16 protein-coding genes and 1 pseudogene are annotated in these 19,208 nt (G+C 61.3%); 9 read left to right on the plus strand and 8 right to left on the minus strand.

The features are described from left to right. Positions 1–16 precede the first annotated feature (16 nt). Both JKA62_RS02945 and JKA62_RS02950 read left to right on the plus strand, forming a co-directional pair. A complete protein-coding gene (locus JKA62_RS02945) occupies positions 17–2,053 on the plus strand; it encodes a sensor histidine kinase (protein ID WP_011335653.1) in 2,037 nt (678 codons plus the stop codon). Positions 2,054–2,056: 3 nt separating this feature from the next. Then, a complete protein-coding gene (locus tag JKA62_RS02950) occupies positions 2,057–2,641 on the plus strand; it encodes a cob(I)yrinic acid a,c-diamide adenosyltransferase (protein ID WP_201816264.1) in 585 nt (194 codons plus the stop codon). 67 nt (positions 2,642–2,708) lie between these two features. Here the strand turns inward: JKA62_RS02950 and JKA62_RS02955 are convergent, their stop codons facing one another. From JKA62_RS02955 to secA, 4 genes are all read right to left on the minus strand, one after another. Continuing rightward, entirely contained in the window at positions 2,709–3,653 is a 945-nt protein-coding gene (locus JKA62_RS02955) for a Nudix family hydrolase (RefSeq protein WP_011335655.1), read from the minus strand. Next, entirely contained in the window at positions 3,650–4,282 is a 633-nt protein-coding gene (locus JKA62_RS02960; RefSeq protein ID WP_201816267.1) for a glutathione S-transferase family protein, read from the minus strand. The genes JKA62_RS02955 and JKA62_RS02960 overlap by 4 nt, the downstream gene beginning before the upstream one ends. 62 nt (positions 4,283–4,344) lie before the next feature. After that, a complete protein-coding gene (gene argJ / locus JKA62_RS02965; protein ID WP_011335657.1) occupies positions 4,345–5,562 on the minus strand; it encodes a bifunctional glutamate N-acetyltransferase/amino-acid acetyltransferase ArgJ in 1,218 nt (405 codons plus the stop codon). A 122-nt stretch (positions 5,563–5,684) separates the two neighbouring features. Continuing rightward, entirely contained in the window at positions 5,685–8,423 is a 2,739-nt protein-coding gene (gene secA / locus JKA62_RS02970; protein WP_041475415.1) for a preprotein translocase subunit SecA, read from the minus strand. A 307-nt stretch (positions 8,424–8,730) separates the two neighbouring features. Between secA and JKA62_RS02975 the strand changes: the two genes are divergently transcribed. Beyond that, a complete protein-coding gene (locus tag JKA62_RS02975; protein WP_011335659.1) occupies positions 8,731–9,186 on the plus strand; it encodes a DUF721 domain-containing protein in 456 nt (151 codons plus the stop codon). Positions 9,187–9,196: 10 nt separating this feature from the next. On the opposite strand, the gene JKA62_RS02980 is transcribed toward JKA62_RS02975, so the two are convergent. Next, positions 9,197–10,684: a helicase HerA-like domain-containing protein gene (locus tag JKA62_RS02980; RefSeq protein WP_011335660.1), complete on the minus strand. Its 1,488-nt coding sequence runs from the start codon at positions 10,682–10,684 to the stop codon at positions 9,197–9,199. 187 nt (positions 10,685–10,871) lie between these two features. On the opposite strand from JKA62_RS02980, the pseudogene JKA62_RS29155 reads away from it, so the two are divergent. From JKA62_RS29155 to JKA62_RS03000, 5 genes and pseudogenes are all read left to right on the plus strand, one after another. Next, positions 10,872–11,903 (plus strand): annotated as a pseudogene (locus JKA62_RS29155) (HAMP domain-containing protein); the annotation flags it as partial. Positions 11,904–11,996: 93 nt separating this feature from the next. Further along, entirely contained in the window at positions 11,997–12,761 is a 765-nt protein-coding gene (locus JKA62_RS29160) for a methyl-accepting chemotaxis protein (protein ID WP_371915539.1), read from the plus strand. Between the two features lie 157 nt (positions 12,762–12,918). Continuing rightward, entirely contained in the window at positions 12,919–14,031 is a 1,113-nt protein-coding gene (locus tag JKA62_RS02990; RefSeq protein ID WP_011335662.1) for a glycosyltransferase family 4 protein, read from the plus strand. After that, positions 14,024–14,800 carry a DUF2334 domain-containing protein gene (locus tag JKA62_RS02995; protein ID WP_011335663.1) on the plus strand — a complete coding sequence of 259 codons (777 nt, stop codon included), beginning with the start codon at positions 14,024–14,026 and terminating at the stop codon, positions 14,798–14,800. The genes JKA62_RS02990 and JKA62_RS02995 overlap by 8 nt, the downstream gene beginning before the upstream one ends. Then, positions 14,797–15,795 carry a lysylphosphatidylglycerol synthase transmembrane domain-containing protein gene (locus JKA62_RS03000; RefSeq protein WP_011335664.1) on the plus strand — a complete coding sequence of 333 codons (999 nt, stop codon included), beginning with the start codon at positions 14,797–14,799 and terminating at the stop codon, positions 15,793–15,795. Before JKA62_RS02995 ends, JKA62_RS03000 begins: the two co-directional genes overlap by 4 nt. On the opposite strand, the gene JKA62_RS03005 is transcribed toward JKA62_RS03000, so the two are convergent. Together JKA62_RS03005 and purU are read right to left on the minus strand one after the other, a co-directional pair. After that, entirely contained in the window at positions 15,779–15,955 is a 177-nt protein-coding gene (locus JKA62_RS03005; RefSeq protein WP_011335665.1) for a hypothetical protein, read from the minus strand. The genes JKA62_RS03000 and JKA62_RS03005 overlap by 17 nt on opposite strands. Before the next feature lie 93 nt (positions 15,956–16,048). Continuing rightward, positions 16,049–16,897 (minus strand): formyltetrahydrofolate deformylase, encoded by an 849-nt coding sequence (gene purU / locus JKA62_RS03010; protein ID WP_011335666.1) that lies wholly within the window; start codon positions 16,895–16,897, stop codon positions 16,049–16,051. A 339-nt stretch (positions 16,898–17,236) separates the two neighbouring features. On the opposite strand from purU, the gene mvaT reads away from it, so the two are divergent. Further along, positions 17,237–17,614, plus strand: a complete 378-nt coding sequence (mvaT, locus tag JKA62_RS03015) for a histone-like nucleoid-structuring protein MvaT (protein ID WP_007951234.1) — start codon at positions 17,237–17,239, stop codon at positions 17,612–17,614. A 101-nt stretch (positions 17,615–17,715) separates the two neighbouring features. Here the strand turns inward: mvaT and sbcB are convergent, their stop codons facing one another. Next, complete coding sequence (gene sbcB, locus JKA62_RS03020) at positions 17,716–19,146, minus strand: exodeoxyribonuclease I (RefSeq protein ID WP_011335667.1); 1,431 nt, start codon at positions 19,144–19,146, stop codon at positions 17,716–17,718. Between the last annotated feature and the right edge of the window lie 62 nt (positions 19,147–19,208).

A 19,208-nucleotide genomic window follows, 5' to 3' on the forward strand; every position in this document is an offset into this window, starting at 1 on the left:
TGCTGCGATAAACCTGATGCCATTGCGCCAGCGTCTTGAAAACCTGCCGGTCGGCCAGAAACTGCTGGCCGCCCTGCTGGTGCTGTTGACCACCGTGTTGCTGGTCGCCAACCTGACCTTTATCAGCGCCGCCTATTACATTTCCCAGGAAAGCATGGCGCCCCAGGCGTTGCAGACCATCGGCCGGCTGGTGTCGAACCCGAGCCTGGTGGCCGAAGCCTTGCAATCGCCACAAAGCGCCGAGCGTCTGCTCAAGGAGCTCGACAGCTATTCTCCGCTGCGTGCAGCCGCTTTATATGACGGCAAAGGCGAACGTCTGGCGCAGTTGCAACACGGCGACAAACTCAACCTGCCGGAACGCTACCGGCACATCGAAGCCTGGCAACTGACCGAGTTTCGCAGCAATCAACTGATCACCCTGCCCCGCCCCGGCACCGCGCCGGGCCATCTGTTGCTGGTGGCCAGCAGCGAGCTGCCGGTGGCGTTCTATACCGGCACACTCACGGCCAGCCTGGGGATCCTGATTTTCAGTGTGCTGCTGTGGCTGGTCATCGCCCGGCAGATCAAGCGCCTGATCACCCGGCCGATTCATCAACTGGAAGAACTGTCCCGTCAGGTAACCCGCGAGGAGAACTATGCCCTGCGCGCCTCCCGGGGCAACCATGACGAAATCGGCAGCCTCGCCGAGGCGTTCAACACCATGCTTTCGCGCATCGAGGCGAGGGAGCAGCAACTCAAGCGTGCCCGCGATGATTCCCAGGCGGCTTACGATCAGGCCCAGGGGCTGGCCGAAGAAACCCGCCACACCAACCGCAAGCTGGAACTGGAAGTCCAGGTGCGCAGCAAGATCGAGAAGAAACTCACCGGGTTCCAGAACTACCTCAACAGCATCATCGACTCCATGCCCTCGGCGCTGATCGCCCTCGACGAACAGCTCTACGTCACGCAGTGGAACCAGGAGGCCAGCGCCCTTTCCGGTACACGACTGGACGAAGCGCTGAACCAGCCGATCTTCCTCGCGTTCGAGCCGCTCAAGCCATTCCTGCCGCAACTCAAGCAGACCGTCGAACAACACACGGTAGCGAAAATCGAGCGAGTGACCTGGTTCAAGGACGACGAGCCCAAACACTACGCCCTCACCTTCTACCCGCTGATGGGCGGCGCCGGGCGCGGCGTGGTGATCCGGATCGACGACATCACCCAGCGCCTGTCGCTGGAAGAAATGATGGTGCAGTCGGAGAAAATGCTGTCGGTCGGTGGCCTCGCCGCCGGCATGGCCCACGAGATCAATAACCCGCTGGGGGCGATCCTGCACAACGTGCAGAACATTCGCCGACGCCTGTCGCCGGACCTGCCGAAGAACCTCGAGCAGGCCGAGCAACTGGGCATCGAACTCGATACCGTGAACCGTTATCTGCAAGGCCGGGAAGTCCCGCAATTGCTCGACGGCATCCAGCAGGCCGGCGCCCGGGCGGCGAAAATCGTCACCCACATGCTCAGTTTCAGCCGTCGCAGCAACCGCCAGATGGCGCCGTGCGACCTGCCGGCGCTGATCGATCAAGCCGTGGAAATCGCCGGTAACGACTTCGACCTGGCCATCGGGTTCGACTTCAAGGGTCAGGCGATCATTCGCCAGTTCGACCCGGCGCTGGGCCCGGTGCCCGGCACTGCCAACGAACTGGAACAGGTGCTGCTGAACCTGCTGAAAAACGCCGCGCAGGCGATCCACCAGCGCGAAGATGACAGCGAGCCAGGGCGAATCACCTTGCGCACCCGGCTCAATCCGCCGTGGGCCGAGATTCAAGTCGAGGACAACGGCATCGGCATGAGCGAGAACGTGCGCAAGCGCACCTTCGAGCCGTTCTTCACCACCAAGGAAATCGGCCAGGGCACGGGCCTCGGGCTGTCGGTGTCGTACTTCATCATCACCAACAACCACAAAGGCCAGATGGAAGTGCAGTCGGCGCCGGGGCAAGGCACCTGCTTCACCCTGCGCCTGCCACTGGCGCAACCGGCGCCCATCGCCGCCGAAACCAATCAACTACCGAGGTAAACCATGGGCTCTCGCCTGTCGAAGATCTACACCCGCACCGGCGACAAGGGCGAAACCGGACTCGGCGACGGCCGCCGGGTGCCCAAGGATCACCCGCGCATCGAAGCCATTGGCGAGGTCGATACGCTGAACAGTCAGGTCGGTGTACTGCTGGCCGGATTGATCGCCGAGCGCGAAACCTGCCCCGGGCTGAATGAGCTGATCGATGTGTTGGCGCCCTGCCAGCACCGATTGTTCGATCTCGGTGGCGAGCTGGCGATGCCGGAATATCAGGCATTGAACGCAGCAGAAATCGAACGGCTGGAAGCCGCTATCGATGTCTGGAACGAGGAACTGGGGCCGCTGGAGAATTTCATTCTGCCGGGCGGTTCGATGCTGATTGCCCAGGCCCACGTCTGCCGCAGCCTGGCGCGCAGTGCCGAGCGGCGTTGTCAGCATTTGAATGCGATCGAACCGTTGGCCGGGGTTGGCCTGGCGTATATCAATCGCTTGTCGGATCTGTTGTTTGTGGCGGCCAGGCTGATCGCCCGGCGCCAGGGTATTGCCGAGATTCTGTGGCAACCGGCGGCGAAACCTTCGGATCAGTAGCGCCAGTCAGGCCCCCTTCGCGAGCCCGCTCGCGAAGGGGGCAGTCGCATCAATGCTAATTCAGGCCTCAGGCCTCAGGCCAGAACGCCCGAATCCCCGCGACACCCTGAGCCCCGGCATTCCATGCTTTTTCGCGCTCCGCCGGGCCGACTCCGCCCAACAGGAACACCGGTTTGCTGAAGCCTTCGATCAGCGTCGACGCCTGCTCCCAGCCCAACGGCTGTGCATCCGGGTGAGTCAGGGTCGGCTGCACCGGCGACAGAGTGACGAAATCCACGCCCATCTGCTCGGCCAGTGCCAGTTCTTCAGCGTTGTGGCAGGACGCTGCCAACCAGCGCTCCGCCGGTAACGGACGCCCCGCAGCGGCGTATTTGCGCAACTGCGCCGAGGTGATGTGCCAGCCGGCCGCCGGGAAATCCCCCAGCCACTCGAACGGGCCCTTGATCATCAACTGCGCCTTGCCGGCGCACAGGCCGACCGCATCGACCGCCAGATCGCGGTACTTCGGATCATAACCATTGGGCGCACGCAGCTGGATCAGCTTGATGCCACCGGCGATTGCCTTCTGGATACCGCGCAGCAAGGCCGGGGTTTCCAGGTCTTCCGGGGTGATCAGGTATTCGGCAGGCAGACGCGCCGCCGCCACGATCGGCTGGTTGGCCGCCGGGAATTCGTAATCCGTCAGCTCCCTGGCCGACACCCAGGCCAAGGGCTGACCTTCAGCGCCGTGGGGCTCACCGGTAAAACTCGAAACTTCCCAGACATCCAGCAACACCTGCTTGTCCGGGTAGTCATGACGCACCTTGATCAGCGGCCGAGCGGCGCCAACGACAATGCCCAACTCTTCGTGCAGCTCTCGGGCCAGCGCGGTTTGCACCGACTCATCGGCCTCGACCTTGCCACCGGGAAATTCCCAGAGGCCGCCTTGATGCTGGGTATCGGCACGACGGGCGATCAGAATCTTGCCACTGCCGTCACGAATGACGGCGGCGGCGACGTGTACACGTTTCACGACTGCAATTCCTCCAGTCCAGCCTTTTGCCAGGCCTTGAAGGCCGGCCATTGGTAGACGGTTTCAACATAGGCTTGATCGTCGGCCGGCAGCTTCACCTGATAGGTGCGCAGGCGTACGGCAATCGGCGCGAAGAACGCATCGGCCAGCGACACTCGACCAAACAGATAAGGCCCAGGCTCGGTCGCGACAGCGCGGCATTCGGCCCACAGCGCGAGCATGCGCTCGATGTCGACCTTCACCTCCGGCGGCACCGGATTGAGCGGCGCATCGTGGCTCAGGTTGAACGGCATGTGATTGCGCATGGCGAAGAAGCCGCTGTGCATCTGTGCGCAGGCGGATCGCGCCTGGGCACGGGCGGCGATATCGGTCGGCCAGAGTTGTTCGGAAGGAAACTGTTCGGCCAGGTATTCGGCAATCGCCAGAGAGTCGGCGATGGTGCCACGGGCGGTTTTCAGCAGCGGCACCTTAGCGGTCGGCGAGTGCGTGAGCAGCCGCTCGCGGGTGTCGGGCCTACCGAGCTTGACCAATTCTTCGGTGTAGGGTGCGCCGGTCAGTTCAAGCGCCAGCGCCGCGCGCAGGGACCAGGAGGAAAGCAGTTTGTCGCCGATGATCAGGTGAAGGCTCATGTTCGGGTCCTTTCATGGGACAGAAGAAAAGGAGGTCCGCAGACCTCCCTCTTCAGCAGGGATCAGGTGCGGTATTCGGCGTTGATCTTCACGTACTCGTGGGACAGGTCGGTGGTCCAGATGGTTTCGCTGCAATCGCCGCGACCCAGTTCGATACGGATGGTGATTTCTTCCTGCTGCATCACCGCCGAGCCCTGGGCTTCGGTGTAGGTCGCGGCGCGCGCGCCACGGCTGGCGATGCACACCTCGCCGAGGAACACGTCGATCTTGCTCACATCCAGGTCCGGCACGCCGGCACGGCCGACAGCGGCGAGGATGCGACCCCAGTTCGGGTCCGAGGCGAACAGCGCGGTCTTGATCAGCGGCGAGTGGGCCACGGTGTAGCCGACGTCCAGGCATTCCTGGTGATTGCCGCCGCCGTTGACTTCAACGGTCACGAACTTGGTCGCGCCTTCGCCGTCACGCACGATGGCCTGGGCCACGTCCATGCACACCTCAAACACGGCCTGTTTCAGCTTGGCGAACAGTTCGCCTTCGGCGCGGTTGATTTCCGGCAGTGCGGCCTTGCCGGTAGCGATCAGCATGCAGCAGTCGTTGGTCGAGGTGTCGCCGTCGATAGTGATGCGGTTGAACGACTTGTTGGCGCCGTCCAGCATCAGGTTTTGCAGCACGTCGCGAGAGACTTTGGCGTCGGTGGCGATGTAGCCGAGCATGGTCGCCATGTTCGGACGAATCATGCCTGCACCCTTGCTGATGCCGGTGACGGTGATGGTCACGCCGTCATGCTGGAACTGGCGGCTCGCGCCTTTTGGCAGTGTGTCGGTGGTCATGATGCCAGTGGCGGCAGCTTCCCAGTTGTTTTCCGACAGATCGTCCAGCGCGGCTTGCAAGGCGCCTTCGATCTTCTCGACCGGCAGCGGCTCGCCGATCACGCCGGTGGAGTACGGCAGAATCTGGCTGGCATCGACGCCGGTCAGCTCGGCCAGCTTCGCGGTCGTACGCTCGGCGGCGGCCAGGCCCGGCTCGCCGGTGCCCGCGTTGGCGTTGCCGGTGTTGGTCAACAGGTAGCGCACAGCGTTCTGCACGCGCTTCTTGGCCAGGATCACCGGCGCTGCACAGAAAGCGTTCAACGTAAACACGCCCGCCACGGTGGAACCTTCGGCGCAACGCATCACGACGACATCCTTGCGCCCCGGGCGTTTGATACCGGCCGAAGCAATACCGAGTTCAAAACCGGCAACCGGGTGCAACGTTGGCAAAGGACCAAGACCAACAGCCATGAATGCGCTCCTTACTCAATGATGTCAGCACCGCCAAGCGTAGTGACGGTGGTGTAAATGGCAAAACGCCGCGACGGCTGGTGCCGGTCGCGGCGCGGGTATTTCAGCGATTGAAACGGGGTTTACTGGATCTGCCCGTGGCAATGCTTGAATTTCTTGCCCGAACCGCAGTAGCACAGTTCGTTGCGGCCCAGCTTCTGCTCGTTGCGAACCGGCGCGGCAGCGAGGGCCACGTCGACCTCTTCACCGACCAGTTCCGGTTGCGCTTCCAGGCCAGGAGCCTCGGCGTGTTCGAACTGCATGCGCGCGGCCAGCGCTTCGGCTTCCTGACGCAGGCGTTGCTCTTCTTCGGCCGGATCTTCGCGGCGAACCTGAACGTGCGACAGCACACGGATCGAGTCGCGCTTGATCGAATCCAGCAGCTCGGAGAACAGCGTGAAGGACTCGCGCTTGTATTCCTGCTTCGGGTTCTTCTGCGCATAACCACGCAGGTGGATGCCGTGACGCAGATGATCCATGGTCGACAGGTGGTCTTTCCACAGGTCGTCCAGCACACGCAGCACGATCTGCTTCTCGAAGGAGCGCAGGGCTTCGGCGCCGGCCTGGTCTTCTTTTTCGTTGTACGCGGCGATCAGCTCGTTCATCAGCTTCTCACGCAGGGTTTCTTCGTACAGGTGATCGTCTTCGTCGAGCCATTGCTGGATCGGCAGCTTCACGCCGAAGTCGCTGGCGATCGACGCCTCCAGACCGGCCACGTCCCACTGCTCTGGCAGCGATTGCGGCGGAATGTGTGCGCTGACGGTGGCGTTCAGGACGTCCTGACGGAAATCAGCGATGGTTTCGCCGATGTTGTCCGCAGCCAGCAACGTGTTACGCATGTGATAGATCACTTTACGCTGTTCGTTGTTGACGTCGTCGAACTCGAGCAGTTGCTTGCGAATATCGAAGTTGCGGCCTTCAACCTTGCGCTGTGCCTTCTCGATGGCGTTGGTCACCATGCGGTGCTCGATCGCTTCACCGGACTGCATGCCCAGGGCTTTCATGAAGTTCTTCACCCGGTCAGAGGCGAAGATGCGCATCAGGCTGTCTTCCAGCGACAGGTAGAAGCGGCTGGAACCGGCGTCACCCTGACGGCCGGCACGGCCACGCAGCTGGTTGTCGATACGACGGGATTCGTGACGCTCGGACGCGATCACCTGCAGGCCGCCGGACTCCAGCACTTGCTGGTGACGCTTCTGCCAGTCGGCCTTGATCTGGGCGATCTGCTCAGGGGTCGGGTTTTCCAGCGACGCGACTTCAACTTCCCAGTTGCCGCCCAACAGGATGTCGGTACCACGACCGGCCATGTTGGTAGCGATGGTCAGTGCGCCCGGACGACCGGCCTGCGCGATGATTTCAGCTTCTTTTTCGTGGAACTTGGCGTTCAGAACCTTGTGTTCGATGCCTTCCTTCTCGAGCAATGCGGACATGTGCTCGGAGGTTTCGATGGTCGCAGTACCCACCAGCACCGGCCGGCCGGCGGCCATGCTTTCCTTGATGTCATTGACGATCGCCGCGTATTTCTCTTCGGCGGTCAGGAACACCAGGTCGTTGTAGTCCTTACGGGCCAACGGCTTGTTGGTCGGGATCACGACGACTTGCAGGCCATAGATCTGATGGAATTCGAACGCTTCGGTGTCCGCGGTACCGGTCATGCCGGACAACTTGTCGTACAGACGGAAGTAGTTCTGGAACGTGGTCGATGCCAGCGTCTGGCTCTCGGCCTGGATGTTCAGGTTTTCCTTGGCCTCGATGGCCTGGTGCAGGCCTTCGGACAGACGACGGCCGGGCATGGTACGACCGGTGTGTTCGTCGACCAGTACGACCTGACCGTCCTGCACGATGTATTCAACGTTGCGGTGGAACAGCTTGTGCGCACGCAGACCGGCGTAGACGTGAGTCAGCAGGCTCAGGTTGTGCGCCGAGTACAGGCTCTCGCCCTCGGCCAGCAGACCTATGCTGGTCAGCTGGTCTTCGATGAACTGGTGACCGGCTTCGTTGAGTTCCACCTGACGGGTCTTCTCGTCAACGGTGTAGTGGCCTTCCTGGGTGACTTCGCCTTCGACTTCTTCGACGTGCAGCTTGAGTTTCGGGATCAGCTTGTTGATCTCGATGTACAACCTGGAACTGTCCTCGGCCTGACCGGAAATGATCAGCGGGGTACGCGCTTCGTCGATGAGGATGGAGTCGACTTCGTCGATCACGGCAAAATTGAGTTCGCGCTGGAATTTCTCTTCCATGCTGAACGCCATGTTGTCGCGCAGGTAGTCGAAACCGAATTCGTTGTTGGTGCCGTAGGTGATGTCGGCGGCGTAGGCGGCGCGTTTCTCTTCCGGCGGCTGGAAAGGCGTCACGATGCCGACGCTCAGGCCGAGGAATTCATACAGCGGACGCATCCAGTTGGCGTCGCGGCGGGCCAGGTAATCGTTCACGGTCACAACGTGCACGCCCTTGCCGGACAGCGCGTTGAGGTAAACGCCCAGGGTACCCACCAGGGTCTTGCCTTCACCGGTGCGCATTTCGGCAATCTTGCCTTCGTGCAAGGTCATGCCGCCAATCAGCTGGACGTCGAAGTGGCGCATGCCCATGACCCGCTTGCCGGCTTCGCGGGCAACCGCAAAGGCTTCCGGCAACAGCTGATCAAGGGTCTCCCCCTTGGCAATGCGGTCTTTGAACTCTGCGGTCTTGGCGCGCAGTTGATCGTCCGAGAGGGCGACCATCTTCTCTTCGAAGGCATTGACGAGCTGCACCGTCTTGAGCATGCGTTTGACTTCACGCTCGTTCTTGCTTCCAAAAAGTTTCTTTAACAAAGGCGCAAACATATCGGCAGGATCTTCCACACTAAAGGGATGGAGGGCGGCCCCGTGAGTCGCCCGTGCAGCCCTCATGGCCGCATGCGAACGAGCATTCTACCCGGAAACGGTGGTGAGGAAAGTGGGGATATTCCACGATGCTGGCACTGCGCTTTGACGGGGCTCACTTAAAATAGGGGCGTTTTGCTCAACTTCAAGCCGTACAGCGAAGAAGTTAGTCGTTGATTTAATGGGCAAAGCAGGGACAAAAGCAATGGGCGAGTGAAATGGGTGCTATCTGCTACCATGGCGCCTCTGCAACTTCAGGTCCTAGATCATGGCATTTCGCCCTCTCACAGCCAGAGCGCCCGCCGTTCTGCTACGCGAAGCCAGGCCGTTGAAAGCCATCCTCGGTCACGCCCAGCGCCTGGCTCATCTGCAACGTCTGCTCGAAAGCCAACTGCAACCCGCCGCCCGTGAACACTGCCACGTCGCCAAGTGGCGCGAAGGCGAACTGTTGCTGATCGTCACCGACGGTCATTGGGCCACGCGTCTGCGCTATCAGCAGAAACGTCTGCAACGGCAACTGCAGATGTTCGACGAGTTCGCCAATCTGACGCGGATCAAGTTCGCCGTGCGGCCACCGACCCTCCAGCGCGAGGCGAACGGGCCGACGATCGATCTGTCGACGGATGCGGCGGCGACCATCCAGGCCACCGCCGACGGGATCAGCGATCCGAATCTGCGGGCAGCACTGGAACGACTGGCCGCCCACGCCAAACCCAAGGCCTGAGCCTTATTGATCAGCGGCGTTTGCTGCCACCGAGCAATGACCCCATCAGGCCGCGCACCAATTGTTTACCCAGCGAGTTCGCTGCCTGGCGCATCGCCGACTTGAGCGCCTGCCCCGCCGCCGTGCCGAGAAATTCTCCGGCCCTGTCCGCCAGGCTTGGCTCTTCAGCGGCCGGTTTGCCCGGCGCCGCTTCAGCCTCCGGCGCCAGCCCCTTGCGCCCCATCAGGATTTCATAGGCCGACTCGCGATCAATCGGTTTGTCATAACGGCCCTTGAACGGCGAACCGGCGATCAGCATTGTGCGCTCAGTCTCGGTCAACGGCCCGATCCGCGATTGCGGCGGCGCCACCAGCACCCGCTGCGCCATTTCCGGCGTGCCCTTTTCTTGCAAGGTGCCGACCAGGGCCTCGCCAATCCCGAGTTCGGTGAGCACCGACAATGTGTCGAACGCCGGATTCGGCCGGAAGCCATCCGCCACCGCCCGCAGGGATTTCTGCTCCTTGGCAGTAAATGCGCGCAGGCCGTGCTGGATCCGCAGCCCCAGTTGCGCCAGCACATCGTCCGGCAGATCGCCCGGCGACTGGGTGACGAAATACACGCCCACACCTTTCGAGCGAATCAGCCGCACCACTTGCTCAAGCCGCTCCTGCAATGCCTTGGGCGTGTCACCGAACAACAAATGCGCCTCATCGAAAAACAGCGCCAGCAACGGTTTGTCGGCATCGCCACGCTCAGGCAATTGCTCGAACAGTTCGGCCAGCAGCCACAGCAGGAACGTTGCATAGACCTTCGGCGCCTCATGCACCAGACGACTGGCATCCAGCAGATGAATGCGTCCGCGACCGTCGGCGGTCGGCTGCAGAATGTCTTCGAGTTGCAACGCCGGCTCGCCGAACAACGCCTCGGCGCCCTGCTGCTCCAGCGTCGCCAGACGCCGCAACAGCGCCTGACTGGAGCCGGTGGTGAACAGCGCCGCGTCTTCGCCCAGCAGTTGCGGATTGTCCTTGAGATGATTGAGCAGTGCCTTCAGATCCTTGAGATCCAGCAACAACAGGCCTTCGCGATCCGCCACCTTGAACGCTGCGTACAGCGCCGACTGCTGGCTGTCGGTCAGTTCCAGTAAGGCGCCGATCAGCAGCGGGCCCATTTCACTCAACGTAGTGCGCAGCGGATGACCGGACTGACCGTGGATGTCCCACAAGGTCACAGGATACGCCTGAGGCTTGTGATTGAGCCACGGCATGCCGGCGATGCGCTCGGCGATCTTGCCCTGAGGGTTGCCGGCAGCACCGAGGCCGCACAGGTCGCCCTTGACGTCGGCGGCGAACACCGCAACCCCGGCGTCGCTGAACGCCTCGGCCAGGCGCTGCAAGGTGACGGTCTTGCCGGTACCGGTAGCCCCGGCCACCAGTCCGTGACGGTTGGCCAGGCGCATGGCCTGAGCGATCGGTTGCCCGGCGAGGTCGGCGCCGATTACGAGTTGCGAGGAGTCAGGCATTTGGTCACCCAATGGTTAATCTTTGTCGATCATGGCCGATAGCTAAAGGTGACAGATGCGACTGACATCCGCATCGGAGATTTCCCTAAGGAGAAGCGGAAATACCTGCTTGTACTCATCAAGCCCACCTAGCGAGCATCTATAGAAGCACGCCCTGAATAATAAGACCTTAGCGGAACCCCAAGCCATGAACAAAAATCTGCGTTTCAGCCACAAAATTTTGCTTGCCGCCGCCCTCATCGTCATTGCCGCCTTCGCCTCGTTCACGCTGTACAACGACTGGTTGCAGCGCAATGCGATTCGCGAGGATCTGGACAATTACCTCAACGAGATGGGCGAGGTCACAGCCGACAATATCCAGACCTGGCTCAGCGGGCGCATCCTGCTGATCGAGAACGCTGCCCAGAATATCGCCATCAATCCCGAGCCTGCCGCCGTCGCCAGCCTGCTGGAACAGAAAGCCCTGACCTCGACCTTCATGGCGTCCTACCTCGGCGATGCCACCGGGCACTTCACCATCCGCCCGGACGCGAAGATGCCGGACGGTTTCGATCCGCGTGTTCGCCCTTGGTATAAAGGTGCCGAAAGCAGCAGCACCTCGACCCTGACCGAACCGTACATCGACGCGGCCACCGGCCAGACCATCATTTCCATCGCCACCGCCGCGAAGAAGGCCGGCCAGAGCGTCGGCGTGGTGGGCGGCGACCTGAGCCTGCAAACCCTGATCAACACCCTCAGCGCCCGGGATTTCTCCGGCATGGGCTACGCGTTCCTGGTCAGCGCCGACGGCAAGATCCTGGTGCATCCGGATAAAGCCCTGGTGATGAAGTCCCTGAAGGAAGCCTATCCGCAGGACACCCCGCGCATCAGCAGCGATTTCAGTGAAGTCACCGTCGACGGCAAGACCCGCATCGTCAACTTCACCCCGATCAAGGGCCTGCCGTCGGTGAACTGGTATATCGGCTTGTCGGTGGACAAGGACAAAGCCTTCTCGATGCTCAGCGAATTCCGCACCTCCGCCGTGATCGCGACCGTGATTGCCGTGGCGATCATCATCGCCCTGCTTGGCATGCTGATCCGCATTCTGATCCAGCCGCTGCACGTGATGACCCGCGCCATGGAAGACATTGCGGATGGCGAAGGCGACCTGACCAAACGCCTGACCATCCAGAACCAGGACGAGTTCGGCGTGCTCGGCACGGCGTTCAACCGTTTCGTCGAACGTATCCACGGCTCGATCCGCGAAGTGTCGTCGGCAACCGGCCAGGTCAACGAAGTCGCCCTGCGCGTGGTCGCGGCCTCCAACTCGTCGATGTACAACTCCGACCAGCAAGCCTCGCGCACCAACAGCGTGGCCGCCGCCATCAACCAACTCGGCGCCGCCGCCCAGGAAATCGCCCGCAACGCCGCGCAAGCCTCGACCCAGGCCAGCGACGCCCGTGGCCTGGCCGAAGACGGCCAGCAAGTGGTGGAACGCAGCATCAAGGCCATGAACCAGCTGTCGAGCATGCTCAGCGCGTCCAGCAGCAATATCGAATCGCTGAACAGCAAGACCGTGAACATCGGCCAGATCCTGGAAGTGATCACCAGCATTTCCCAGCAAACCAACCTGCTGGCGCTCAACGCCGCCATCGAAGCGGCCCGTGCCGGTGAAGCCGGTCGTGGTTTTGCGGTGGTGGCGGACGAAGTGCGCAACCTCGCCCACCGCACCCAGGAATCGGCGCAACAGGTGCAGACCATGATCGAGGAGCTGCAAGTCGGCGCCCGCGAATCCGTCAGCACCATGAGCGACAGCCAGCGCCACAGCCAGGACAGCGTAGAGATCGCCAACCTCGCCGGCGAGCGTTTGAACAGCGTGACTCAGCGCATTGGTGAAATCGACGGGATGAACCAGTCGGTGGCCACCGCGACCGAGGAACAGACTGCCGTGGTCGAGTCGATCAACGTGGATATCACCGAGATCAACACGCTGAACCAGGAAGGCGTCGAGAACTTGCAGGCGACGTTGCGGGCTTGCTCGGATCTGGAACAGCAGGCTTCGCGATTGAAGCAACTTGTTGGCAGCTTCCGCATTTAAAGCCGCTCTGCCGGTCGTCTTCGTCGTTCACAACTGTCCGACGAAGACGACCAACATCCCTCCGAAACCGGCCTTGCACCCCACCGCGAAACCCCGACCGAACATCTATTCTTGATAAAGGTCAACCAAGGGAGATCAACGCGGAGGGACGTTCACCGTGCATATCGCCGACATCACCATGTTCTACGCCCCGGCCAGCGGCGGCGTGCGCACCTATCTGGATGCCAAGCACCGTCGCCTGGGTGTGAAGCCCGGGATCCGCCACAGCCTGCTGATACCCGGCGCGCATTTCGGTGAAGATGATGGCGTCTACACGGTTCCCGCCCCCGCCCTGCCTTTCGGCAAGGGCTATCGGTTCCCCTTGCGACTGGCCCCTTGGCGAAACGTACTGCAGGATCTGCAACCCGATCTGATCGAAGTCGGCGACCCCTACCTCACCGCCTGGGCCGCGCTCGATGCACGGCGACAACTGGATGTACCGGTGATCGGCTTCTATCACTCCGACCTGCCGCTGCTGGTGGGCAACCGCATGGGCCACTGGGTCACGCCGAATGTCGATGCGTATGTGCGCAAGTTGTACGGCAATTTCGACCGGGTGCTCGCGCCCAGCCAGGTCATGGCCGACAAGCTCAGCGGGCTGGGCGTGCGTAATGTCTTCGTGCAACCGTTGGGCGTTGACCTTCAGACCTTCCACCCCGATGCCCACGACGCCGCGCTGCGTAGCGAACTGGGGATCGCCGAGGACTCGCGCCTGTTGATCTTCGCCGGCCGGGGCTCCAAGGAGAAAAACCTGCCGGTGCTGCTCGACTGCATGAAGCGCCTGGGCCCGCGTTATCACTTGCTGCTGGTCGGTTCATCGATGCCGGCGTCCGTCCCGGACAACGTCAGCGTGATCGACCGGTTCTGCCCGGCCGCACAGGTCGCGCGGCTGATGGCCAGTGCCGACGCACTGATCCACGCCGGCGATCAGGAAACCTTCGGCCTGGTGATTCTGGAGGCCATGGCCTGCGGCATTCCGGTGGTGGCGGTGGCGGCCGGGGCGTTCGAGGAAATCGTCAGCGAATCCTGTGGCCTGCTCTGCGCACCGAACAATGCGCAAGCCATGGCCAATGCCGTGCGTGAGCTGTTCAGTCGCGGGGCTGGCGTACTTGGTCAACAGGCACGCCAGCACGTGGAGCGGCATTACGCCTGGAACACGGTGGTCGACAGCCTGCTGGGCCACTACCACGCCGTACTCGGCGAATCGGTTCCGCGGGTGGCCAATGGCTGAATCTCACGAGCGCCCGACGTTAATGCTGGTGCTGCATGACGTGGCACCCTCCACGTGGGCCGATTATCGAGAATTTGTCGAAGCCGTTGACCGGTTGGGCAACGTCCCGATGACGTGGCTGGTGGTCCCGAATTTCCATCGACACGATGCCCTCGAGGCCCACCCGGAGTTCTGTCGAATGCTCGACGAGCGCGTCGCCCGCGGCGATGAACTGGCGCTGCACGGCCATTTCCATGAAGACACCGAGCCCGGCCCGCGTACAGCGCGCGACTGGTTCATGCGTCGGGTCTACACCCATGAAGGCGAGTTCTATCAGCTGTCCCGTGAAGCCGCCCTCGCCCGCCTGCGCCCGGGCATCGATCTGTTTCGGCGCCACGGCTGGCCACTGCATGGTTTCGTTGCCCCGGCCTGGCTGATGAGCGCCGGCACACGCCAGGCATTGCGCGAATTGCCACTGCGCTACACCAGCGATCCGCAGCATCTTTATCACTTGCCGGATTTCACTGCGGTCGAGGCTCCGGGACTGGTCTGGAGCGCACGCAGCGCCTGGCGTCGCGGCATGTCGAAGGTCATCAGCGAACAGCGTGAGCAGCGCTGGCGTCAGGCGCCGGTGATTCGTCTAGGCTTGCACCCGGTGGACATGCGCCACCGGTTTTCCCGGGATTACTGGTGGCGCACCCTTGAACGACTATTGGCGGACGGACGCGTGCCCATGACCAAAATCGACTGGCTGACGCGCCAGCGCATTCAAGCCGAGCGTGCCGCTTGAGTCGCGGCATTCTGTTGCTGATCGGCCTGCTGGTGGCCGTGGCGGTTCCCGTCCTGCTCGGGGGCGGCGAAACCTGGGAGCGCCTGCAGGCATTTCCGCTGCGCTGGCTGTTGATCATGTTCGCCATGGTTCTGCTGTGTTGGGGCATCAACACCTTGCGCTTGCGGCTATTGCTCGGCGATCAGCGTGAGCGGGTCACGCCCGTCAAAAGTCTTGGGGTAGTAATGGCTGCCGAATTCGCCTGGTGCGCCACGCCCGGCGGCAGCGGCGGGCCGTTGACGATCATGGCATTGCTGGCCCGCAGCGGCGTGCGCCCGGCCCGGGGCAGTGCCGTGTTTGCGATGGATCAGTTGAGTGATCTGCTGTTTTTTCTCTGCGCCCTGAGCGGGATCCTGATCTACGCGCTGTTCCAGCATCTCAGCGACCGTATGGAATGGCTGCTGACTGTCAGCGCCGTGTCATTGTCCGGGGGCTTGCTCAGTTGTGTGCTGGTCGCGCGCTATCACCGCCGTTTGATCCGTTTGAGCGGACGACTGCTGGCCGGGATGAACGTCGAACCGCGTACCCGACGGCGCTGGGCGCGGCAGTTGCTGCACTTTCTGGCCGCGTTCACCGATGCGCTGAAATTGCCGTGGCAGACGTTGATCAAGGTGTTCGTCCTGACCTGCGTGCATTGGTCGCTGCGCTATAGCGTGCTGTATCTGGCGTTGCGCGGTCTGGGGGCGGATGTGCAGTGGGCCTGGACGTTTCTGATCCAGATGCTTTCGCTGGGGGCGGGGCAATTCAGCCTGTTGCCGGGCGGTGCCGGTGCAGCGGAGTTGACCTCGGCGGCGCTGCTGGCGCCGATGGTCGGCAAATCCACCGCGGCGGCGGCTATTCTGATCTGGCGGGTGGTGACGTATTACTTCTATCTGCTGGTCGGTGGCCCGGTGTTTCTACTGATGCTGGGCCGGCCATTGCTGAAAAAGCTGCTGAGCGTCAGACAGGCTTCTTGAGGTCATCGTCTTCGTCCTTGAGTTGTTCCCACAGTTCGGCAGCGCCGGGAAACTCCGTGCCGTCCTCCGGACTCAGGTCATCCGGGTCATAGCGGCTCAGGCAGCCTTCGCCGAGGGTGGCGGGGGCTTTGGAAGTGGCTTTGTCCAGTGGATCGCTCATGAACGCTTCCTTACAGGGCTGCAACAAGTCATAAAAAAAGGGCCTGAGGCGATTGAACGCCCAGGCCCTTTGTTTTTCAACCGAAAGGTCTGATCAGAACACCACGGTCTTGTTGCCGTGCACCAGCACGCGGTCTTCCAGGTGATAGCGCAGGCCACGGGCCAGCACCATCTTCTCGACGTCACGGCCGAAACGCACCATGTCTTCGATGCTGTCGCTGTGGCTGACACGTACCACGTCCTGCTCGATGATCGGGCCGGCGTCCAGCTCTTCGGTCACGTAATGGCAAGTCGCACCGATCAGCTTCACGCCGCGCATCGAAGCCTGGTGGTACGGCTTGGCACCGACGAACGACGGCAGGAAGCTGTGGTGAATGTTGATGACCTTGTGCGCGTATTCGCGGCACATGTCCGGCGGCAGGATCTGCATGTAGCGCGCCAGCACCACGACTTCGGCGTCGTGCTGCTTGACCAGGCGCGACACTTCATCGAAGGCCGGTTGCTTGTCCTGCGGATTGACCGGCACGTGGTAATAAGGAATGCCGTGCCACTCGACCATGCTGCGCAGGTCGTCGTGGTTGGAAATCACGCAGGAGATCTCGCAATCGAGCTCGTCGCTGTGCCAGCGGTGCAGCAGGTCGGCCAGGCAGTGGGATTCGCGGCTGGCCATCAGCACCACGCGTTTTTTCTGCTCGGTGTCGGTGATGCGCCAGTCCATCGAGAACTCTTCGGCGATCGGTGCAAACTTCTCGCGCAACACCTCGATACCAAAAGGCAGGGAATCGGCACGGATTTCGTGACGCATGAAGAACCAGCCGACCTGGTTATCCGAGTGGTGGCTCGCTTCGGTGATCCAGCCATTGTGGGCCGCCAGAAAGTTACTGACTTTGGCAACGATGCCAACGCGGTCCGGGCAAGAAATCACCAGCCGAAAAGTGCGCATGAGGGGGAAACTCCAGAACTTCGCAAAGGCGGCCATTCTAGCGACTGCGCGGGAAAACTGCAGTATTGATGACCCTCGGAGGCTTACGGCACCCCGTCGCAGCTTTTTTGACGCCCGTAAACGCCAGAATGATGGCACTGCAAAAGCCAAGCTTGAACAGACCTGTGTGAATATCTGTGAAGACTCCATCACATTATTTAACTGAACATTCAATTCAGGGCTTTTCAACGTAACTAATTCAAATAAAAACTCCGGTTAAATGTTTACTTGATGAAACAGCCTGACTATTATTGCAGCACTGTCCCCTGCCATCGCGCACTCCCACATAAGGTAGTAATCATGTCCTTGATCAACGAATATCGTGCCACTGAAGAAGCTATCAAAGAGCTGCAAGCCCGTTTGAAGAACCTGTCGCAAGACGACAAACTGCAAGCCGAGCTGGAATTCGAAGGCAAACTGCGCACACTGATGGGCGAATATTCCAAATCCCTGCGTGACATCATCGCGCTGCTGGATCCAGAGTCCAAAACCAAAGCACCACGTGGCGGCGCAGCCAAAACTACCGGCACCAAGCGTGCTCGCAAAGTTAAACAATACAAAAACCCGCACAACGGCGAAGTCATCGAAACCAAAGGTGGCAACCACAAGACTCTGAAAGAGTGGAAAGCCAAGTGGGGCGGTGACGTGGTTGAAGGCTGGGCTACCCTGCTGGGCTAAGCCGCAACCCTTGTCGCAGAGCGCTTCTGTGACACAAAAAAACGCCAGCGAATGCTGGCGTTTTTTTATGCCCGGCATTCAAGCGCCGGATATGTTCGATTTCAAAGATCCAAACGTTTGCGCAATGCCTGGACATAGTTCTGCCATTCAACCAACACCTCGGCCTGCATCGGCGCAGCACTAAGCAGCCATTGCTCCATGGCCTCGGCAAAAGATTGCAAGGTATTAGGCGCCCCCCACTCCGGCGCTGACAAGCGTTGCCGGCAAAAGATTCTCCAGCGCTCTTGCTCTTCGAAATTCAACGTATCGGGAAAGTTACGTGCTCGATATCGAAACAACAATTCAGGCAAACGTTCGTCATCGAACGGCCATTGCTCTCGCGCCAATTGGCCAGGATCGGTCGCCCTCACTTGCTCACATAAACGACGATCACGATCACCGATAAATCCGTCGTACAACTGTTGTTCGGGATCTTCATTCGAGGTGAAATCTTCGCTGGCATAAATCGCCGAGACTTTATCTTTCCAAACTTGTTGTGCGTCACTTAGTCGCAAGGCGCGCGCCTGATACAAGGCCATGTCCAGACCCAGGCGCTGCTGATCGTCAGCACGCAACACCGACAATGGCGCCACCACCGGACACTTGTTGATATGGATGAGTTTGAGCGGTACCGGCAACTCGCCTTCGGCCAGGTCGTCACGCCGGGTATACAGGCGCTGACGCAATGTTTCGGCATCCAGGTCGAGCAGCCCCTGCGGGTCCAGGTGCAGGTCACAGACGATCAACGCGTTCTTGTTGCGCGGATGCCAGGCCAGCGGCAGCACCACACCAACATAACTGCGCGCAGCCGAGAAGCGGCCGGAAATGTGCACCATCGGCTGCAACAGACGAATCTGGTCCATGACCTTCTGCTTGCTGCGCAGCTGGAACAACCAGTCATACAGCTTCGGCTGCTTCTCGCGGATCAACCGGGCCAGGGCAATGGTGGCGCGCACGTCCGACAGGGCTTCGTGGGCATTGCCATGATCGATGTTGTTGGCGGCGGTCAGACGTTCGAGCTTGAGCGTCACCTTGCCTTCGTCATCGGTCGGCCAGACCAGCCCGTCCGGGCGCAACGCGTAGGCGGCGCGTACTACGTCAATCAGGTCCCAGCGACTGTTGCCGCCCTGCCATTCACGGGCATAGGGATCGAAAAAGTTGCGGTACAGGCTGTAGCGGGTCATCTCGTCGTCAAAGCGCAAGGTGTTGTACCCCGCACCGCAGGTGCCGGGAGCCGCGAGCTGCGCGTGAACCCGGGTCATGAAGTCGGCTTCGCTCAAACCTTGCTCGGCGAGGCGGCTCGGGGTAATGCCGGTGATCGCGCACGCCGCCGGATGCGGCAGGATGTCTTCGCTGGGCTGGCAGTAGAGATTGACCGGCGCGTCGATTTCGTTGAGTTCGTGGTCGGTGCGGATCCCGGCCACCTGCAACGGACGGTCGCATCGGGGGTTGATGCCGGTGGTTTCGTAGTCGTACCAGAAGATGGAAGTCACGGGCGGTTCCTGAACTGAAGATCGGCAAAGTCTAGGCGTTCGACCGCCGTCGCGGCCAGCAC

It is taken from the genome of Pseudomonas sp. B7 (assembly GCF_016735645.1).
Lineage (GTDB): Bacteria > Pseudomonadota > Gammaproteobacteria > Pseudomonadales > Pseudomonadaceae > Aquipseudomonas > Aquipseudomonas glycinae.

Excerpts from the sequence above, each read along its gene's own strand:
- JKA62_RS29160 (WP_371915539.1), top strand. The coding sequence starts at position 11,997 with ATGTACAACTCCGACCAGCAAGCCTCGCGCACCAACAGCGTGGCCGCC.
- JKA62_RS02950 (WP_201816264.1), top strand. The coding sequence starts at position 2,057 with ATGGGCTCTCGCCTGTCGAAGATCTACACCCGCACCGGCGACAAGGGC.
- secA (WP_041475415.1), bottom strand. The coding sequence starts at position 8,423 with ATGTTTGCGCCTTTGTTAAAGAAACTTTTTGGAAGCAAGAACGAGCGT.
- purU (WP_011335666.1), bottom strand. The coding sequence starts at position 16,897 with ATGCGCACTTTTCGGCTGGTGATTTCTTGCCCGGACCGCGTTGGCATC.
- JKA62_RS02995 (WP_011335663.1), top strand. The coding sequence starts at position 14,024 with ATGGCTGAATCTCACGAGCGCCCGACGTTAATGCTGGTGCTGCATGAC.
- JKA62_RS02945 (WP_011335653.1), top strand. The coding sequence starts at position 17 with ATGCCATTGCGCCAGCGTCTTGAAAACCTGCCGGTCGGCCAGAAACTG.
- JKA62_RS03005 (WP_011335665.1), bottom strand. The coding sequence starts at position 15,955 with ATGAGCGATCCACTGGACAAAGCCACTTCCAAAGCCCCCGCCACCCTC.
- JKA62_RS02980 (WP_011335660.1), bottom strand. The coding sequence starts at position 10,684 with ATGCCTGACTCCTCGCAACTCGTAATCGGCGCCGACCTCGCCGGGCAA.
- JKA62_RS02960 (WP_201816267.1), bottom strand. The coding sequence starts at position 4,282 with ATGAGCCTTCACCTGATCATCGGCGACAAACTGCTTTCCTCCTGGTCC.
- JKA62_RS02975 (WP_011335659.1), top strand. The coding sequence starts at position 8,731 with ATGGCATTTCGCCCTCTCACAGCCAGAGCGCCCGCCGTTCTGCTACGC.
- argJ (WP_011335657.1), bottom strand. The coding sequence starts at position 5,562 with ATGGCTGTTGGTCTTGGTCCTTTGCCAACGTTGCACCCGGTTGCCGGT.
- mvaT (WP_007951234.1), top strand. The coding sequence starts at position 17,237 with ATGTCCTTGATCAACGAATATCGTGCCACTGAAGAAGCTATCAAAGAG.